The sequence below is a fragment of the Arthrobacter sp. GW822-FHT05G07 genome (assembly GCF_058799755.1).
On the sequence record NZ_JBXALT010000003.1, the window covers coordinates 260508 to 278390 of the forward strand.

Genomic DNA, 17883 nt, shown 5'->3' on the forward strand with positions numbered 1-17883 from the left:
GCTGCTACTTGGCCTGGGCCTTGATCTGTTCCACGGCTTCGTTGAAGCCGCCGGACGTCAGGGAAGAGCCGGCCACCTTGGAAACGTTGAGTTCGTCGATGTCCTTGCCGACGATCTGGGCTGCGATACCGCTGGCGAACTCCCCCTGGAACTTCTTGGTATTCGGATTGGACGGGTGGACCGTGATGTTGACGGCAGAAACCTTGTCCGCGGCCAAGGTCAGCTCCACACCCACCGTTTCCAGCCCATTGGGCGAGGTGTACGTACCGTCGGAACTGTACGTCCCGTCCTTGTATGTGGCCGCGCCGGTGGAAGCGACGGCAGCAGACGATGAAGTGCCTGCCGATGACGGGCTGTTGGTTGCGGCCTGGCCGCCATCCTGGGTAGCCGGAGTCTGAGTTGCGGGGGCTTGGGTCGTAGGGGCACATGCCGCGGCGGTTCCGATGATGGAGAGGCCGGCGAAACCAACGTAGAGGCTCTTGCGGAGTGGCGTAGTCATGGTTCTGCTCGTTTCAACTGGACAAGAATTCGTCAGGGGTCATTTTCATCAATGGATACTGCGTGTAACGGGATGACCAACAAGGCCACCTCCTACGTGTTCACAACGTTGGATTCAGCGTAATGGTTCAGTCTGTGCTGCCAGAGAGCCATTCCTGTGAGCGGGCTGTGTCCAACTAGCCACATACGGGAGCCTCAATTCCGCGACTTTGCAGGCCCCCGGTAGGCTAGAAGCGTGACTCCCGAAGAACTCTCTGCTGCCATATCCGCCTGCCTAAAGGACGCCGTCTCTACCGGCGAAATCGCCTTGACGGAATCTGCCGTGCCCGACGCCGTGCGAGTGGAGCGACCCAAGAACCGGGATCATGGAGACTGGGCCACCAACATCGCCCTGCAACTCTCCAAGCAGGCCGGCATGAACCCCCGTGAATTCGCAGGAATCCTCAGCAACCATCTGCAGGGCATTCCCGGCGTTACCGGAGTGGAAATCGCCGGTCCGGGCTTCCTGAACATCACAGTGGACGCTGCCACAGCAGGCGCCCTCGCCAAGACCATTGTTGAAGCAGGAGCCAGCTACGGCACCAACCAGGCGCTCGCAGGCCGAGTCGTCAATATGGAGTTCGTTTCTGCGAACCCCACTGGTCCACTGCACATCGGACATACGCGCTGGGCCGCTCTTGGCGACGCCATTGCCCGCGTCCTGCGTGCCTCGGGTGCTGATGTCACCGCCGAGTATTACATCAACGACGCCGGCTCGCAGATGAACGTGTTCGCAAACTCGGTCCTTTCCCGCCTTCATGGCCGTGGTGTACCGGAGGGTGGCTACCCGGGCGAGTACATCCGTGAACTTGGCGACGAAGTGCTGAAAGCCCACCCAGGCATCCGCGAACTGACAGACGAGGCAGCCCTGCCCGTCATCCGCGCCGCAGCCTACGAGGCACAGATGTCAGACATCAAGACCACGCTGGCTGAGTTCGGCGTAGAGTTCGACGTCTTCTTCTCGGAGAAGGAACTGCACGACGCCGGCGCGATCGAATCCGCCGTCGCCCGCCTTCGCGAACAGGGCCACGTATTCGACGACGGCGGTGCCGTCTGGTTGCGCACCACCGACTTCGGCGACGACAAAGACCGCGTGATGATCCGTGCCAACGGCGAACCCACCTACTTCGCAGCGGACGCCGCGTACTACCTTTCAAAGAAGGACCGCGGGTTCACGGAGAAGATTTACCTGCTCGGCGCGGACCACCACGGTTACATCAATCGCCTGAAGGCCATTGCAGCCTGCGCGGGCGATGATCCCGAGGTCAACATTGAGGTCCTCATCGGCCAGCTTGTGTCCGTGAATGGCGCCAAACTGTCCAAGCGTGCCGGTAACATCATCGAGCTCAAGGACCTCATCTCATGGCTCGGGAAGGACGCTGTCCGCTACTCGCTGGCCCGTTTCCCGGCTGACTCGCCCCTGACGCTGGATCCCGAACTGCTGAAGAAGCACAGCAACGAGAACCCCGTGTTCTACGTGCAGTACGCTCATGCCCGGTCGCGGGGCACGGCCCGCAATGCTGCGGAAGCAGGCGTGGACCGCTCCGTCTTTGACGCATCACTCCTGGACCACGCCACCGAAAACGAGTTGCTCTCCTATCTGGGCAGCTATCCGTCCATCGTGGCAAAGGCCGCCGAACTGCGTGAACCGCACCGCGTGGCACGCCACCTGGAGGTCATCGCCGGGGCCTATCACCGCTGGTACGACGCTTGCCGCGTCTCGCCGCAGGGCGAGGAACCTGTGCTCGACGTCAACCGCACACGTCTGTGGTTGAACGACGCCACCAGCCAGGTTCTCGCCAACGGACTCGAACTGCTGGGCGTTTCTGCGCCGGAACGGATGTAGGGAAATGAACACAGACGCTGCACACGCTTCTCCGCTCGCTCCCGGGTGGTTGGCCGTTCCTGAAGACCTCAACGCCTTGCAGGCACCTATGTGGGCGGCCGGGGTTGAAAAGAACGACGCCGGCGAGGTCACCATCGACGGCGTGTCCGTCAGCGAGCTCAAGGAACAGTACGGAACCCCGCTGTTCGTCATGAGTGAATCGGACTTCCGTGCCCGTGCCCGTGCATTCAAAGACGCCTTTGATGCCGCCTTCGCCGACATTTGCGGGGGAGTGGACGTCTACTACGCCGGGAAGTCGTTCCTGTGCACTGCAGTGGCCAGCTGGGTGGCTGAGGAAGGCCTTCGCCTGGACACTTGTTCGGGCGGCGAGCTGGCTGTTGCGGCACGCGCGGGAATTGAAGGTCCCAACCTTGGCCTGCACGGCAACAATAAGTCCGACGCCGAGATCAACCGCGCTTTGGACATGCTGCTTGGCCGGATCGTGGTGGACAGCCTCGATGAACTTGAGCGCGTTGCCAAGATCGCTTCCAGCCGCGGCGAAACTGCCAAGGTCATGCTGAGGCTGACCCCCGGCGTGCACGCCCACACCCACGAGTTCATTGCCACGGCTCACGAAGACCAGAAGTTCGGCCTTTCCATGGCCGAAGACTCCACCGAGGAAGCCGGCCTGTCCGCGGCCGAAGAAGCAGTGGCCGCGGCAACCTCCTACGCCAGCATCGAGCTGCTTGGCCTGCACTGCCACATCGGTTCGCAGATCTTCGAGCCCGATGGCTTTGCTGTTGCAGCGGAAAAGCTCCTGGGCTTCCTCGCCGCCATGCAGGCCAAGTATTCCATCGTCATGCCCGAACTGGATCTCGGCGGCGGTTACGGCATCGCCTACACCCCCGTGGACACCCCCCGCCCGGCAGCGGAAATCGCGCAGGCAATGGCCGACGTCGTCCGCTCCAAGTGCGCCGAGCTGGACATCACGCCACCGCGTATCTCCATTGAACCCGGACGTGCCATTGTGGGCAGCACAACCTTCACTCTCTACGAAGTCGGCACGCTCAAAACCGTCCGTGTTGACGCCCCTGAGGGTGAAGAAACGCAAGAGAACGTTACGTATCCGCGCCGCTATGTGTCGGTGGACGGCGGAATGAGCGACAACGCCCGTCCGGTGCTGTACGACGCGGATTATTCGGCAATTCTGGCCTCCCGGAACTCTTCGGCGGCTCCGCAGCTGTCCCGCGTAGTGGGCAAACATTGCGAGAGCGGCGACATAGTTGTTAGAGATGTATATCTGCCCGCGGATGTGGCAGCCGGTGATTTGCTCGCAGTACCGGGTACCGGCGCCTACTGCTGGGCCCTCTCCAGCAACTACAACTACCTGGCCCGGCCTGGCGTTGTCGCTGTACGCGACGGAGCCGCCCGGCTGATTGTCCGCGGGGAAACCGAAGAAGATCTCTTGAACCGCGACATGGGAGTGGCGAATGTCTGAAATGCGAACCTTGAAGGTGGCCCTGCTGGGCTGTGGCAACGTTGGGGCCCAGGTTGCGCGGATTTTGATTGACGACGCCGAGGCCCTCGCTGCCCGCAGCGGCGCCCGCCTGGAACTGTCCGGCATCGCCGTCCGCAATGTCGACTCGCCGCGTGACGTCGAACTGCCGCGTGAACTGTTCACCACCGACGCCGATACCTTGGTCAAGGACGCAGACCTGGTCATCGAACTCATGGGCGGCATAGAGCCTGCCCGATCACTGATCCTGACGGCCATCCAGAACGGCGCATGCGTCGTTACCGGCAACAAGGCCTTGCTCGCCCAGGATGGGCCCACTCTCTACGAGGAGGCCGACAAGGCCGGAGTCCAGCTGTCTTACGAGGCCGCCGTCGCGGGAGCCATTCCCATTCTGCGCCCCATCCGTGACTCTCTGTCCGGAGACCGCATCACCCGCGTACTCGGTATCGTCAACGGCACCACCAACTTCATCCTTGACCAGATGGACAGCACCGGCGCGCAGTTCGCCGATGCCCTCGCCGAAGCACAGCGCCTCGGATACGCGGAAGCAGATCCCACTGCCGATGTGGAAGGCCACGACGCTGCAGCCAAGGCAGCGATCCTTGCGTCGTTGTCGTTCCACACCCGCTTCTCCCTGGACGATGTCTATTGCGAAGGCATCACCAAGGTCAGCGCTGCAGACATCGCCTCCGCCAAGGAAGCCGGCTTTGTCATCAAACTGCTCGCAATTGCCGAGAAGATCGACTCGTCGGACAACGGCAGCGGCATTTCCGTGCGTGTCCATCCCACGCTCCTGCCGCGCGAACACCCGCTGGCCGCTGTCCGTGGAGCCTTCAATGCCGTCTTCATCGAGGCGGAAAATGCCGGGGAACTGATGTTCTACGGCCAGGGTGCCGGCGGCACCCCGACGGCGTCTGCCGTGCTGGGCGACCTCGTCTCCGCTGCGCGGCGCTTGGTGTTGGGCGGCCCCGGCCGCACGGAAACCACGACGGGCCACGTTCCGGCGCTGGCCATCGACGCCTCGAACACCAGCTACTACATCGGCTTGGATGTCGCTGACCAGGCCGGCGTGCTGGCACGGATTGCGCACATCTTTGCGGAGAACGGCGTTTCCATCGAAATCATGCGCCAGACGATCCACCGCGACTCAGCCTCCAACGTTGAGTCGGCCGAGCTGAAAATCGTGACGCACCGTGCATCCGAAGCTGCACTCGCAGCAACCGTCGAGGCCGTGAAGGGCCTGGACGTCATCAATTCTGTAACATCCGTTCTGCGGGTAGAAGGGGTCTAAGTGGCTCACCAATGGCGCGGAGTAATCCGCGAATACGCTGATCGTTTGCCTGTAACGGAAGCCACCAAGGTCATCACCCTGGGAGAGGGCGGCACTCCGCTCGTCCACGCGCAGAAGCTTTCCGAGCTGACCGGCTCAGAGGTGTACCTGAAGGTCGAAGGCATGAACCCCACGGGTTCCTTCAAGGACCGCGGCATGACCATGGCCATGACGGCTGCCGTTGAAGCCGGTGCAAAGGCTGTTGTTTGCGCTTCCACCGGCAACACCTCCGCCTCGGCTGCGGCCTACGCCACTGCGGCAGGCCTCAAGTGCGCTGTGCTTGTACCCGAAGGCAAGATCTCCATGGGCAAGCTGAGCCAGGCCATCGCGCACGGCGCCACACTGCTCCAGGTTGACGGCAACTTTGATAACTGCCTGGACATCGCCCGGAAGCTCGGCGAGGCCTACCCGGTGTTCCTGGTGAACTCGGTCAACCCGGCCCGTATCCAAGGCCAGAAGACCGGTGCCTTCGAAGTGGTGGACACCTTGGGCGATGCCCCTGACATCCACGTACTGCCTGTAGGCAACGCCGGCAACATCAGTGCTTACTGGAAGGGCTACAAGGAATACTCCGCGCCCTTCGAGACCACTAATGGAACACTTCCTGCTGTTTCCACCAAGACGCCCGTCATGTGGGGCTTCCAGGCCGCCGGTGCCGCGCCGTTCGTTGCAGGCCACCCCATCACCGAGCCCGACACGATTGCCACCGCCATCCGCATCGGCAACCCGGCCTCGTGGGAAACCGCAGTTGCGGCCCGTGACGAATCCGGTGGACTGATCGAGGCTGTCACCGATGACGAGATTCTGGCTGCTCACCGCTGGCTTTCGGCAAAGGAAGGCGTTTTCGTTGAACCCGGCTCCGCTGCCGGTGTCGCGGGCTTGATCAAGAAGCATGCCGCCGGCGAGGTTCCGTCGGGCAAAACCATCGTCATAACGGTTACCGGACACGGACTCAAGGACCCGCAGTGGGCCCTCCGCACCGAAGACGGCAGCGACGTGCAGCCCGTCAAGGTGCCGAACGACGTCGTCACTGTTGCCGCAGAACTGGGACTGGAAGAAAACTAAGAGTGGAATCAACGCAGCCCACCGCGACCGATCGTGCACTCGTCGCGGCAGGCCAGCGGCTGACCGTCAAGGTCCCCGGTACGAGTGCCAACCTGGGCCCCGGCTACGACAGCCTCGGCTTGGCCCTGTCCATCTACGACACCTTGACGGTGGAGACCCTCAGCACCGGGGAGCTCGAGTTCGAGCTCTCCGGCGAGGGTGCTGACTCCCTCCCGCGTGACGCCAGCCACCTCGTGGTTCGTGCCATTGACCTGGCCTTGGATCGGCTTGGCTTCCGGCACTCGGGCCTCAAAATCACAGCGGACAACGTCAACCCGCACGGCCGGGGACTCGGGTCTTCAGCCTCGGCAGTGGTTGCCGCCGTCACTGCGGCAAACGCACTGGTCCCGGCAGCGTCCCGGCAGGACCGCGATTGGATCCTGCAGTTGACCAGCGAGATGGAAGGCCATCCGGACAACGTCGCACCCGCCATATTCGGCGGACTGGCGCTGTCATGGCAGGACAGCGAGCAGTACAGCAGCACACACGCTGACGTCGCAGCGGCGGTCATTCCCGTGGTGGCAATCCCCGATTACGAGCTTTCCACGGAAACTGCGCGCGGGCTGCTCCCGGCATCAGTGGGGCATCACGCGGCAGCAATGAATTCCGGACGTGCAGCCCTGTTGATTCACGCGCTCACTGCTGATCCCACGTTGCTGTTGCCAGGCACAGAGGACTACCTCCACCAGAGCTACCGCGCTCAGGCCATGCGCCCCAGCGCCGATCTCATCGCGGCCCTCCGGACTGCGGGGCATGCAGCGGTTGTCTCAGGCGCCGGTCCCACCGTGATGGTGCTGGCCAATGGCGCTGACGAAGCCGCCACAATTGCAGAATTCATCGAGACATTCACGGCGGTCAACACACCCGACGTCGGTTGGCGTGTGATGACGCTGGCTGTAGACGATCAAGGTGCTAGAGTGGAAGTGCACCGCCGGTAAAGCCGCGGGCAGTTCCCTGATTTTGGATCTCGGTGTTTTGCCGTACCTTTCGTCAACTGTGCCAACGTTGGTGGTGTCGTCTCTTTCCGGCCTGTCTCAGGGCCGCAGAAATCTCTCTGTTCCCTGAACGCTACGCCGGCTGTCCGGGCAACTGGATCCAGTGATGACGATCAGTATCCGGCCCTGTTGGCCATAATCCATCAGGCACGGCCCAAATCACCGGCTGCAGATCTGAACTGCAGCCCAGAACAAATCATCGCGTCCAGCTCTCGCTCTGGACGCCGTCGAGGGGGAAGGATCCTTCGTGACAGAAACCACTGAGCTGGCTTCAGCTGTGGACACAACATCTTCTGCTGCTGATTCGTCAACTGCAGCAACCACCAAGAGCAGCGGCCTTGCAGGCCTTAAGCTCGCCCAGCTTCAGGCTCTCGCGAGTCAGCTGGGCATCTCCGGGGGATCCCGTATGCGCAAGGGGGACTTGGTAACGGCCATTTCGGCACATCGCGCCGGAACCTCAACCGCCAAGGCGCCCGCCAAGGCCACCGCGACGGCAAAGGCAACTGCGGCCAAGGAAGCCCGGACCGCAGAGCCCAAGGTTGCAGCGGAAAGCAGCGCACCTGCAGAAGCAGCTGCCGAGGCCCCGGCCCAGGAAGCGCCTCGTGGTCGCGGTCGTGGCCGCAGCCGCCGCGCCACCAGTGATGGAGTGGTAGCAGCTGCTGAAGCCGCTGCAGCACCTGCCGAGTCCGCAACCGCACCGGTTGCTGAAGCTCCGGCCGCCGTTGAGACCGGCGAGGCCGCTACAGAGCGTCGTCAGCCGCGCACCCGTAACCGACGCCGTGGCGAAGCTGCCGCAGCGCCTGCTGAAGCAGCCGAAGCACCTGCCGCCGAGCAGCGCGCTGACCGCACTGAGCAACGTACTGACCGTGCGGAGCAGCGTGCCGATCGCAGTGAGCAGCGCGAGCAGCGTGCCGACCGCACTGAACAGCGTGAGCAGCGCGAACAGTCCGACTCTGGCGAGCAGCAGCGCGAACGTCGCGACAACACTCGCGGCCGCCGTGATGACAACAACGACGGCGACGACACCGGCAACCGCAGGAACCGCCGGAACCGTCGTGACCGCAACGAGCAGACCGACCGGAGTGACCGTCGGGGAGGTCAGGACAACCGTGACGGCAACACCCGCAGCGACCGCTTCCGTGATCGCAACGAGCGTCGCCGTGGCCGCGCGCAGGGACCGGACGTTGACGACGTCGAGGTTACCGAAGACGACGTCCTGCTTCCCGTAGCAGGCATCCTCGATGTCCTGGAGAACTACGCGTTCATCCGTACATCCGGATACCTCCCCGGTGCAAACGACGTCTACGTTTCCCTGGCGCAGGTAAAGAAGTACAACCTCCGCAAGGGCGATGCCGTCGTCGGTGCCATTCGCGCACCTCGTGACGGTGAAGACCGCAGCCAGCAGTCGGCCCGCCAGAAGTTCAATGCACTCGTCCGCGTCACGTCAGTCAACGGCAAGACGCCGGAAGAACTCAAGGACCGCGTCGAGTTCGCCAAGCTCGTACCGCTGTACCCGTCCGAGCGCCTGCGCCTCGAGACGGACCCCAAGAAGATCGGCCCGCGTGTTATCGACCTCGTGGCCCCGATCGGCAAGGGCCAGCGTGGCCTGATCGTCTCCCCGCCGAAGGCCGGCAAGACGCTCATCCTGCAGTCCATCGCGAACGCAATCACCACCAACAACCCTGAGGTTCACCTCATGATGGTGCTGGTTGACGAACGTCCCGAAGAAGTCACGGACATGCAGCGCACCGTCAAGGGTGAGGTTATTGCCTCCACCTTTGACCGTCCCGCCGACGACCACACCACGGTTGCCGAACTCTCCATCGAACGCGCAAAGCGCCTCGTGGAAATGGGCATGGACGTGGTGGTTCTCCTGGACTCCATGACCCGCCTGGGCCGTGCCTACAACCTGGCAGCACCGGCCTCCGGCCGTATCCTGTCCGGTGGCGTGGACTCAGCAGCCCTGTACCCGCCCAAGCGATTCTTCGGTGCAGCCCGCAACATCGAGAACGGTGGCTCGCTCACCATCCTGGCAACCGCTCTCGTCGAGACCGGCTCCAAGATGGACGAAGTCATCTTCGAAGAGTTCAAGGGCACCGGCAACATGGAGCTCCGCCTGTCCCGCCAGCTGGCAGACAAGCGCATCTTCCCGGCCGTGGACGTCAACGCGTCCGGCACGCGCCGCGAAGAGAACCTGCTCTCGCCTGAAGAGGTCAAGATCATGTGGAAGCTGCGCCGCGTCCTTTCCGGCCTTGAACAGCAGCAGAGCCTTGAGCTGCTGACCAACAAGATCCGGGAGACGCAGAGCAACGTCGAGTTCCTCATGCAGGTTCAGAAGACGACGCTCGGAGCGAAGTCGGACAACGACAAATAGCGTTATCTGGGGTGGGGCCGTCGAGTAATTTTGCCGGCCCCGCCCCTTCGCGTTGCTGCCGACGTACTGCGTACGTCGGCAGCAACGCTACGACAGGCCCGATGCCACTCCCGGGCCGGCAAAATTACTCGACGGCGGTCAGGTCACCTTGGGCGTTGCCGTCACCTTCGCTGGCCGGCTTATTTGAGCGGTTGGTCGTTAAGTCACCAATCGTCGCAACTAGACTTGTCTGCGAGTCGAAAGAGGTTTGAAAATGTTTGAGTCCGTACAGGGATTGCTTGATGAGCATGCTGCTATTCAGGCGCAGTTGAGTGATCCTGCCGTTTATGCCGATCAGTCTGCTGCCAGGAAGTTGGGGCGGCGATCCGCTCAGCTTCAGGGCATTGTGGAGGCTTACAACAAGTGGCGCGGGCTCAACGATGATCTGGAAGCTGCCAAAGAGATGGCTGACGAGGATCCCGAATTCGCTGCCGAGGTTGTGCAGTTGGAGGAACAGATCCCCGCGGCACAAGAGCGGCTGCGCCGTCTGCTGATCCCGCGTGATCCGGACGATGCCCGCAACGTGATCCTTGAAGTGAAGGGCGGCGAAGGCGGCGACGAAGCTGCTTTGTTCGCCGGTGATCTTCTGCGCATGTACATGCGTTACGCCGAATCGCGGGGCTGGAAGACCGAAATGATCTCCGCAACCGAATCCGATCTTGGTGGATACAAGGACGTTGCCGTCGCCATCAAGGGCAATTCGAACGATCCCGCACAGGGCGTTTTTGCCCGTTTGAAATTTGAAGGCGGCGTTCACCGCGTCCAGCGTGTTCCCGTAACCGAGTCGCAGGGTCGTATCCACACGTCGGCTGCCGGCGTCCTGGTGCTCCCGGAAGTTGATGAGCCTGAGGAACTCGAGATCAACCAGAACGACCTCAAGATCGATGTTTACCGTTCATCCGGTCCGGGTGGGCAGTCCGTGAACACCACTGACTCCGCTGTCCGCATCACTCACTTGCCTACGGGCATCGTGGTGGCCATGCAGAACGAAAAGTCGCAGCTGCAGAACCGCGAAGCCGGTATGCGCGTCCTTCGTGCCCGTCTCTTGGCACACCAGCAGGAACAAATCGACGCCGCCAACTCCGAACAGCGCAAGTCGCAGATCCGCACCATGGACCGTTCAGAGCGCATCCGTACGTACAACTTCCCGGAAAACCGTATCGCGGACCACCGCACCGGCTACAAGGCTTACAACCTTGACGCCGTCATGAACGGCGATCTTGAACCCGTGATCCAGTCAGCCATTGAAGCAGACGAGCAGGCCCGCCTGGATGCCATCGGCGAATAACTGCCTGCCGGACAACAACCACAGCAGAGTTCATCCATGACGTTTTACCAAGGTCAGAGCCTCGCGGACGCCGTTCGCGAGGCTACTGCCGTCTTAGCCGAAGCCGGTGTGCCCAGCCCGCGTGTCGATGCCGAGTTGCTTGCCGAACACCTGCTCGGTGTCGGCCTTGGCCGCCTGCGTGCCATGTTGCTCGGCGACACTCCCGCTCCGGAAGGCTACGGGGAACTGGTGGAGGAGCGGGCCGGACGGGTCCCCCTCCAGCACATCACCGGCGTCGCGTATTTCCGCCATCTTGAGTTGCGCGTGGGGCCGGGTGTCTTCATTCCCCGTCCTGAAACGGAATCGGTGGTCCAGTTGGTCATTGATCACGTCGCGGGAGTGCCCACGCCCAAGGTGGTGGACCTCGGGACAGGATCCGGTGCCATCGCCGGATCCATTGCCCATGAGGTTCCGGGCGCTGAAGTCCACGCCGTGGAGTTCAGTACCTTTGCCCACGCCTGGGCTGCGAAGAACCTCGAACCGCTGGGCGTGACCTTGGTGCAAGGCGACCTGCGGGATGCCCTCCCCGAGCACAACGGAACGTTCGACGTCGTCGTATCCAATCCGCCGTACATTCCGTCCGAAGCCATCCCCACAGAGCCTGAAGTTGCCCTCCATGATCCGCCGGAGGCACTGTACGGTGGGGGAGCGGACGGCATGGTACTTCCGACGGCGGCGGCGGCCTCAGCGGCCCGCCTCCTCAAACCCGGTGGTTTCTTCGTGATGGAGCACGCGGAGGTCCAAGCAGTATGGATCGCGGGGATGCTGGAACGCACCGGACGTTGGAACAACGTCACCACGCACTGCGACCTGAACGGCAAGGAACGTGCCACCAGCGCGATCCTGGCAAGCCCCTCTCCTGATGAGTGAAAGAATAGCGCTGTGACCACAACCTATAACTGCACTTCCGATGACCAGCGGGCTGAAGGGCTTCAGCATGCCCAACGCGCCATCAGCGAAAAGAAGTGCATCGTGCTGCCAACGGACACTGTCTACGGTATTGCTGCTGATGCCTTTTCGCCGTTGGCCGTGACCATGTTGCTGGCCTCCAAAGGTCGCAGCCGGCAGATGCCTCCTCCGGTCCTGATTCCCCGGGTCAACGCCTTGGATGGACTTGCCACCGACGTACCCGCCGATGCCCGGGCACTGGCTCAAGCCTTCTGGCCGGGTGGGTTGACGCTGATCCTGCATGCACAGCCGTCCTTGGACTGGGACCTCGGTGACACCAAGGGCACCGTTGCCCTGAGGATGCCTGATGACCAGATTGCCCTGGAACTCCTGGGGCTCACGGGTCCCTTGGCTGTTTCCTCCGCCAACCGGACGGGCCAGGAAGCGGCACAGACAGCCTCGGAAGCGAGACTCCAACTGGCGGAGTCCGTTGAGGTCTACCTTGAAGGCGGTTTCCGTCCGATCAAGGGGACTGCTGCCCTGCCCTCCACCATTGTTGACGCCACGTCCACTCCGTTCCGGGTAGTGCGCCAAGGAGCCATTGAGCTGGAGCGGCTCCGCGAAATTGTTCCGTCGATACTGGGCATTGGCGAGACCCTGGGCGCCGCCGACACCATTCCTGCGGAGGAGCCTGCTGTGGACGACGCGGCGCCTGAAGGAACCACAGCAGCCGGCGCCGCAGAGCATACTGCGGCTGTCGATGAACCTGCTGAGGAAGCCATCGTTCCCCAAGAGAAGCCCACAACAGCGGATGACGCGCCTGTGGAAGTAACGGAAGCCGCCGCCGTCGAGGACTCAACGCTGGAAACGGTGAAGCCAGAGGCCTCAAGGGAAGCCAAGCCCGAATGATTCCGGAGCGCCAACGCGTCCCCGTCCTTGACGTCGACGCCACTCCGTTGCGCGTCAATGAGCTTATTGAGGCCATGGGCGGGCTCATCGCCTCCGGAACAACCGCCACGGTGCTTGGACACAACCTTCACAGCATCACGTTGCTTCATTCGCGCCCGGATGTCCGTTCTTTGTATGAGGGCAGTCCGATCGTCCTCTTGGATGGTGCTCCCGTTGCGATGCTCTGGGGATTCGCCCACAAGCGTCAACTCCAGCCCTTGGGTGAGGGAACAATGGCCTACCGGCTGGGTTCCATGGATTGGATCCCGGAGCTTGGAAAGGTCGAGGGTCTGGAGCGCGTGGCCGTAGTAGGCGCGGGACGCGCGGCCAATACGACGGCGGTCGCCCGGCTGCGCGCTATCGTCCCCGGTGCAACAGTGGACGGAATGCCGGGTGAGGGGTGGGACAGCGCCCTGGAAGACGCGGTGGTGGACTGGCTGACGGACTTCCGACCGCAGTTGGTCCTGATCGGACTCGGGATGCCCCTTCAGGAAACTGTCCTGCACCGTAGGCTCCCGGAATTGCCGCCCGCCCTCTACTGCGCTGTAGGAGGTGCCATTGAACAAGTTGCAGGCATCCAAAAACTGGCGCCACGCTGGCTCGGACGCTTGGGGCTCGAATGGGCTTGGCGCCTGGTCCTGCACCCGGGCCGCGTGGCCTACAGAGTTTTTTTTGAACCTTGGAAGCTGGCAGGCCTGCTGATCCGGCGCCGCTTCCAACCATCCAAGACCAAAGGCAAGTAAATGACGTCCCACCCTGTAGTGGTCGCTGTTGTAGTGACCTATAACCGGCGTGAACTCCTCCAGACAACCCTGGAAGGCATCGCTTCAGGTACCCGGGTACCGGACGCCGTCGTCATCGTGGACAACGCCTCCACGGACGGCACCGCCGAGTTCCTCCAGCAGTACCAAGGCACGGTGACCACTGATGTGGTTACCTTGAACACGAACGTGGGCGGGGCCGGGGGGTTCGTTGTCGGCATGGAACGGGCCGTACTGGACCACCGCGCGGACCACGTGTGGATCATGGATGACGACACGGAACCGCAGCCGGATGCCCTTCGCGAAGCATTGGACGTATCGGAGTCCTACCGACAGGCAGCAGGTAAGGCCCCGGCCTTTATCGCAAGCCGTGTTGTGTGGACTGATGGCCGCGACCATCCGATGAACCGCATGCGGCCGCGGATGGGAGCAAGCGAGAACGAGCGCAGCGCAGCTGCCCGGCTGGGTGCGACCCAAATCCGGACTGCATCGTTCGTTTCGGTGCTGATACGTGCTGAAGAGATCAAACAGCATGGCCTCCCTATTGCGGACTACTTCATCTGGAACGATGATCTCGAGTACACCGCCAGGATTTCCCGCCGGGGGACCGCCTTGACCACCAACGCCTCCGTGGCCAGCCACCACACCAAGGTCTTTGGCGATGCGGGAGCAGATCCGGGCCCCCGCTTCTACTATGAAGTGCGGAACAAGCTCTGGGTCTATACCCGATCGAATGCCTTGGCGCCGTGGGAAAAAGTCCTGTTCACCGGTGCTTCGCTGCGCAACTGGACCCGTACCATCGCGGCCTCGCCCAACCGCAAAGTGCTGTTGGCCGGGTTTTTCAAGGGCCTGCGGCACAGCCTGAAAGCCCCGCGTTCCAACGACCAAGTGCTCGAAGGCATCTACGCGTTGCGCAATGTTCAAGAGCCGGTTCGGTAAGACAAGAGCCGGTTCGGTAAGAGCCACGCAGCTTAACCTCAGCCAAACACGCTGGGTTTGGCGGCTGCGTCACAGGGTGGTCACGACCGTTGGCATTAGTATCGTGACAAGAGTCCACAGAAATCCCGCAACATTCGGCACAGCCGGTGCAGGCATGGCGACGGAGAAGTTCCATTTATCCAAAGACAGAATTCCACACCCTGAGCTGCGCTCAATTTCGCGGCAGTGCGCGCCGGCTGCGTGCAGTGATCCAGGTTTCCCGGTTATTCATCGGGCTGCTCTTTGGGGCCGCGGCATGATCATGTACATGCTGATGGCCCTTACGGCTGCGGTTGTGGCGTATGCCGGGACATGGGGTGCCCGTGTGGTGGGAAACAAGCTCCGGTTATACCAACCCATCCGAAGCCGTGACATGCACTCAGCCCTGATCTCCAAACTTGGGGGACTGGGCATCTTTGTGGGCTTCTTCGCCGCGTTGGTAGTCGCGAGCAATTCCTTTTTCGTCAAGGACATTTTCAGGCACAACGATGCCCCCTGGGGGATCCTGGCCGGTGCTGTAGTGATCGTCGCCGTGGGGGTCGCGGACGATATCCTCGACATCCGCTGGTGGATCAAACTCCTGGGCCAGGCCGCGGCAGCGTTCATTGTGGCTATCTGGGGTGTGCGGATGTCTGTGGTGCCCTTCATCCCTGAACCGATTTTCCTTGAGTCCGAGGTGGTCCAGATTGTGCTGACGGCCGGCCTCATTGTCACCACCATGAATGCCGTCAACTTCATCGACGGACTGGACGGTTTGGCCGCCGGAGTCGCGATCATTGGTGGCGGAGCCTTCTTCCTCACCGCGTACTGGGTACACCGTAACAACCCATCCACGGACAACTCGGATCTCGCAACACTCCTGATGGCCATCCTGGTTGGCAGTTGCATCGGGTTCCTGCCGCATAATTGGTTCCCCGCCAAAATCTTCATGGGAGATTCCGGGGCAATGCTTATCGGCTTGCTCATGGCTTCCGCCGGTGTTGTGGCCACTGGACAGATCGGGTCCGGCCTCTACGACCGCGCCAACGGTATCCCCACGATCGTTCCTATTTTGCTTCCTTTCGCGGTACTGTCCCTTCCCCTTCTTGACCTGGGGATGGCTGTTGTCCGGAGAACAGCCAGAGGCCAATCGCCGTGGTCGGCTGACCGCGGGCACCTCCACCACAAGTTGGTGGACCTCGGATACTCGCACCGCAGCGCCGTCGTCATGCTCTATGTGTGGACGTGCATTCTTGCCTTCGGCGGTGTCGCCTTTGCTGTGTTCCCATGGCAAATCGTGCTCATCGTGGTCATAGCGGCAGCGCTGGTCATGGCCGCCGTGACGGCGTGGCCCTACTTCACCCGGAACTCCACGCGGCCTGGGGAGTAGTTGTGATGGCCGGTTATGGTCACAGTTCTATCTCATGTAGAATTCTTTCTGCGGACAGTCACTCGCCCGTAACCCCACTTTGAGAATATGGCACCTGTGCCACGAGGATTGGTATCCCCATGACATCCAACGCCGAAACCGGACGCCCGTCCGGTAAACGTGGTGTTGGATCTGTTGGTCAGCCGTCCTCGTTGTGGCTCCGGTTGCTTCTTCTTAGCGCTGCAGCAGCAGTAGCGGCCACGGCCGTCACCTGTGTGATCGCAGCCTTCATCAATGGCGGGCAGGGCGCGCTTTCAGCCGCGTTCGGTGCCGTGCTGGTCATGCTCTTCTTTGGGATCAGCCTCCTGATCGGCCACTTCGTTGGCCGTAACAACCCCTCCGGTGCAGTCGGCCTCTTTGTTGCGACGTATTTCATCAAGGTGGTCGGATTCGCTGTTGTGCTCTTTGTACTCGGCGCTCCGGAATGGCTCCACGACCGTTGGTTCCTCATCGGCGCCGTGGTCACCGTCGTCTTCTGGCAAGCCGCCGAGATCTATGGCTTCAGCAAGGCCCGCCTGCAGATCTACAACGATCCTGCTGAGCAGAAAGGCGGCCCGGATGTCCCCGCGTAAGCGCTATTCACGCCCGGCTGTGACTGATCAGCAAGCTGCCAACCGCAATGAATCCGCGGAAGCCGGAAACGACGGCGGATACAACGCCGGCATTGCCGTCTTCAGCTACATCATTGGCGGGATCATTGTCTGGAGTTTGATAGGCTGGGGTCTGGATAATCTGTGGGGGACCCGCTGGATTGTGCTCCTTGGCGCTCTGCTGGGAGCCGCAGGAGGGTTCTATCTTTCCCATATGCACGGCCTCACCAGACAAAGCTCCTCTTCTGGCGAGAGCAACGCAGACAGCGGTCCGTCCACGGACGGGGACAGTAATGCCAAATAATTTCACAAGGAATGCAGATGCGTCCAACGCGTCCGGATTCCAACCAATGCCCAATGATGGACACAGCAGAGAGGAAACGCGTTGATCGCGCTTGCGCTCCCCGCCCAGGATTCGGGGTCATTCACCCCACCCGGAATCGACGAAATGCACCTGCCGGCAATCCTGCCTTGGGGTGCGCACGATGGCTTCTCCAAGCAGATGTTGCTGGTGATCCTATCGGTCGTCATTATCGCTACATTCTTCATCCTCGCTGCACGTAAGCAGCAGCTGGTTCCCGGCAAGCTGCAGTTCGCAGGTGAGATGGCCTACGGCTTCGTCCGTAACGGCATCGCCAAGGACATCATCGGCGGCAAGGACTTCATCAAGTACGTCCCGCTGCTGTTCAGCCTGTTCTTCTTCATTCTGGTGAACAACATCTACGGCGCCATCCCGGTGATCCAGCTTCCGAGCTTCTCGCACGTAGGCGGCGCCTACGTCATGGCCGGCATCGTGTACTTCACCTGGATCATCATCGGTATCAAGAAGAACGGCCTGAAGTACTTCAAGCTCGCCACAGTTCCTTCCGGTGTTCCGTGGTACATCCTGCCGATCGTGGTACCGATCGAAATCATCTCCAACTTCCTGGTCCGCCCCGTCACGCACAGCCTCCGTCTGTTCGCGACCATGCTGGCCGGCCACTTGATCGTCATGCTCGCCGGTTCCGGCATCGAGTTCCTTGTCATGCAGGAGAACGTCCTGCTCAAGGGCGCATCGGTACTGGTACTGGTAGGCGCCGTGGCCATGTACATGCTCGAAGCACTGATCATGGCCCTGCAGGCTTACGTGTTCACACTGTTGACCGCGATCTACATCGAAGGCGCCCTGCACGCCGACAGCCACTAGGCTCCCAAAACTTCCCCTCGCGGGGATGAAGCAACCCAAACAACCTGCCGCACGGGCGGCATCTTGAAAGGAAGAAA

At 61.8% G+C, this 17883-nt stretch carries 16 protein-coding genes; 15 read left to right on the forward strand and 1 reads right to left on the reverse strand.

All coding sequences use genetic code 11. From position 1 onward, the window contains the following. Nucleotides 1-4: 4 nt before the first annotated feature. Nucleotides 5-499, reverse strand: coding sequence for an FMN-binding protein (locus AC1RJY_RS06335; RefSeq protein WP_498601852.1), 495 nt, complete (start codon nucleotides 497-499; stop codon nucleotides 5-7). A 234-nt stretch (nucleotides 500-733) separates the two neighbouring features. Between AC1RJY_RS06335 and argS the strand changes: the two genes are divergently transcribed. The 15 genes from argS (at nucleotide 734) to atpB (ending at nucleotide 17806) form a co-directional block, all read left to right on the forward strand. After that, nucleotides 734-2383, forward strand: a complete 1650-nt coding sequence (gene argS / locus AC1RJY_RS06340; RefSeq protein WP_210063649.1) for an arginine--tRNA ligase — start codon at nucleotides 734-736, stop codon at nucleotides 2381-2383. Between the two features lie 4 nt (nucleotides 2384-2387). Next, nucleotides 2388-3860 (forward strand): diaminopimelate decarboxylase, encoded by a 1473-nt coding sequence (gene lysA, locus AC1RJY_RS06345; protein WP_011775275.1) that lies wholly within the window; start codon nucleotides 2388-2390, stop codon nucleotides 3858-3860. Further along, nucleotides 3853-5169, forward strand: a complete 1317-nt coding sequence (locus tag AC1RJY_RS06350) for a homoserine dehydrogenase (RefSeq protein ID WP_011775274.1) — start codon at nucleotides 3853-3855, stop codon at nucleotides 5167-5169. The genes lysA and AC1RJY_RS06350 overlap by 8 nt, the downstream gene beginning before the upstream one ends. Then, the gene (thrC, locus tag AC1RJY_RS06355; RefSeq protein ID WP_011775273.1) at nucleotides 5170-6273 is read left to right on the forward strand and encodes a threonine synthase; all 1104 of its coding nucleotides are present in this window, start codon (nucleotides 5170-5172) and stop codon (nucleotides 6271-6273) included. It begins immediately after the preceding gene. A 2-nt stretch (nucleotides 6274-6275) separates the two neighbouring features. After that, nucleotides 6276-7250: a homoserine kinase gene (thrB, locus tag AC1RJY_RS06360; protein ID WP_498601854.1), complete on the forward strand. Its 975-nt coding sequence runs from the start codon at nucleotides 6276-6278 to the stop codon at nucleotides 7248-7250. A 304-nt stretch (nucleotides 7251-7554) separates the two neighbouring features. Continuing rightward, nucleotides 7555-9681 (forward strand): transcription termination factor Rho, encoded by a 2127-nt coding sequence (gene rho / locus AC1RJY_RS06365; protein ID WP_498601856.1) that lies wholly within the window; start codon nucleotides 7555-7557, stop codon nucleotides 9679-9681. A gap of 253 nt (nucleotides 9682-9934) precedes the next feature. Further along, nucleotides 9935-11008, forward strand: coding sequence for a peptide chain release factor 1 (gene prfA / locus AC1RJY_RS06370; RefSeq protein WP_014922181.1), 1074 nt, complete (start codon nucleotides 9935-9937; stop codon nucleotides 11006-11008). 36 nt (nucleotides 11009-11044) lie between these two features. Beyond that, nucleotides 11045-11917, forward strand: a complete 873-nt coding sequence (gene prmC / locus AC1RJY_RS06375) for a peptide chain release factor N(5)-glutamine methyltransferase (RefSeq protein WP_014922180.1) — start codon at nucleotides 11045-11047, stop codon at nucleotides 11915-11917. 12 nt (nucleotides 11918-11929) lie between these two features. Further along, nucleotides 11930-12844, forward strand: coding sequence for an L-threonylcarbamoyladenylate synthase (locus tag AC1RJY_RS06380; RefSeq protein WP_498601858.1), 915 nt, complete (start codon nucleotides 11930-11932; stop codon nucleotides 12842-12844). Then, nucleotides 12841-13626: a WecB/TagA/CpsF family glycosyltransferase gene (locus tag AC1RJY_RS06385; RefSeq protein WP_498601860.1), complete on the forward strand. Its 786-nt coding sequence runs from the start codon at nucleotides 12841-12843 to the stop codon at nucleotides 13624-13626. Before AC1RJY_RS06380 ends, AC1RJY_RS06385 begins: the two co-directional genes overlap by 4 nt. Further along, nucleotides 13627-14583: a glycosyltransferase gene (locus AC1RJY_RS06390; RefSeq protein WP_498601862.1), complete on the forward strand. Its 957-nt coding sequence runs from the start codon at nucleotides 13627-13629 to the stop codon at nucleotides 14581-14583. Nucleotides 14584-14878: 295 nt separating this feature from the next. Then, complete coding sequence (locus tag AC1RJY_RS06395; RefSeq protein ID WP_187329886.1) at nucleotides 14879-15991, forward strand: MraY family glycosyltransferase; 1113 nt, start codon at nucleotides 14879-14881, stop codon at nucleotides 15989-15991. Nucleotides 15992-16110: 119 nt separating this feature from the next. Continuing rightward, nucleotides 16111-16602, forward strand: coding sequence for a Cg1360 family ATP-synthase-associated protein (locus AC1RJY_RS06400; protein WP_011775263.1), 492 nt, complete (start codon nucleotides 16111-16113; stop codon nucleotides 16600-16602). Then, nucleotides 16589-16924 carry a hypothetical protein gene (locus AC1RJY_RS06405; protein WP_043470421.1) on the forward strand — a complete coding sequence of 112 codons (336 nt, stop codon included), beginning with the start codon at nucleotides 16589-16591 and terminating at the stop codon, nucleotides 16922-16924. Before AC1RJY_RS06400 ends, AC1RJY_RS06405 begins: the two co-directional genes overlap by 14 nt. Before the next feature lie 81 nt (nucleotides 16925-17005). Then, a complete protein-coding gene (atpB, locus tag AC1RJY_RS06410; protein WP_011775262.1) occupies nucleotides 17006-17806 on the forward strand; it encodes a F0F1 ATP synthase subunit A in 801 nt (266 codons plus the stop codon). Nucleotides 17807-17883 lie beyond the last annotated feature (77 nt).

Bases quoted from the DNA above. Each gene is read 5' to 3' on its own strand.
- AC1RJY_RS06335 (WP_498601852.1), bottom strand. From the start codon at position 499: ATGACTACGCCACTCCGCAAGAGCCTCTACGTTGGTTTCGCCGGCCTC.
- lysA (WP_011775275.1), top strand. From the start codon at position 2,388: ATGAACACAGACGCTGCACACGCTTCTCCGCTCGCTCCCGGGTGGTTG.
- AC1RJY_RS06350 (WP_011775274.1), top strand. From the start codon at position 3,853: ATGTCTGAAATGCGAACCTTGAAGGTGGCCCTGCTGGGCTGTGGCAAC.
- prfA (WP_014922181.1), top strand. From the start codon at position 9,935: ATGTTTGAGTCCGTACAGGGATTGCTTGATGAGCATGCTGCTATTCAG.
- prmC (WP_014922180.1), top strand. From the start codon at position 11,045: ATGACGTTTTACCAAGGTCAGAGCCTCGCGGACGCCGTTCGCGAGGCT.
- AC1RJY_RS06385 (WP_498601860.1), top strand. From the start codon at position 12,841: ATGATTCCGGAGCGCCAACGCGTCCCCGTCCTTGACGTCGACGCCACT.
- AC1RJY_RS06390 (WP_498601862.1), top strand. From the start codon at position 13,627: ATGACGTCCCACCCTGTAGTGGTCGCTGTTGTAGTGACCTATAACCGG.
- AC1RJY_RS06395 (WP_187329886.1), top strand. From the start codon at position 14,879: ATGATCATGTACATGCTGATGGCCCTTACGGCTGCGGTTGTGGCGTAT.
- AC1RJY_RS06400 (WP_011775263.1), top strand. From the start codon at position 16,111: ATGACATCCAACGCCGAAACCGGACGCCCGTCCGGTAAACGTGGTGTT.
- AC1RJY_RS06405 (WP_043470421.1), top strand. From the start codon at position 16,589: ATGTCCCCGCGTAAGCGCTATTCACGCCCGGCTGTGACTGATCAGCAA.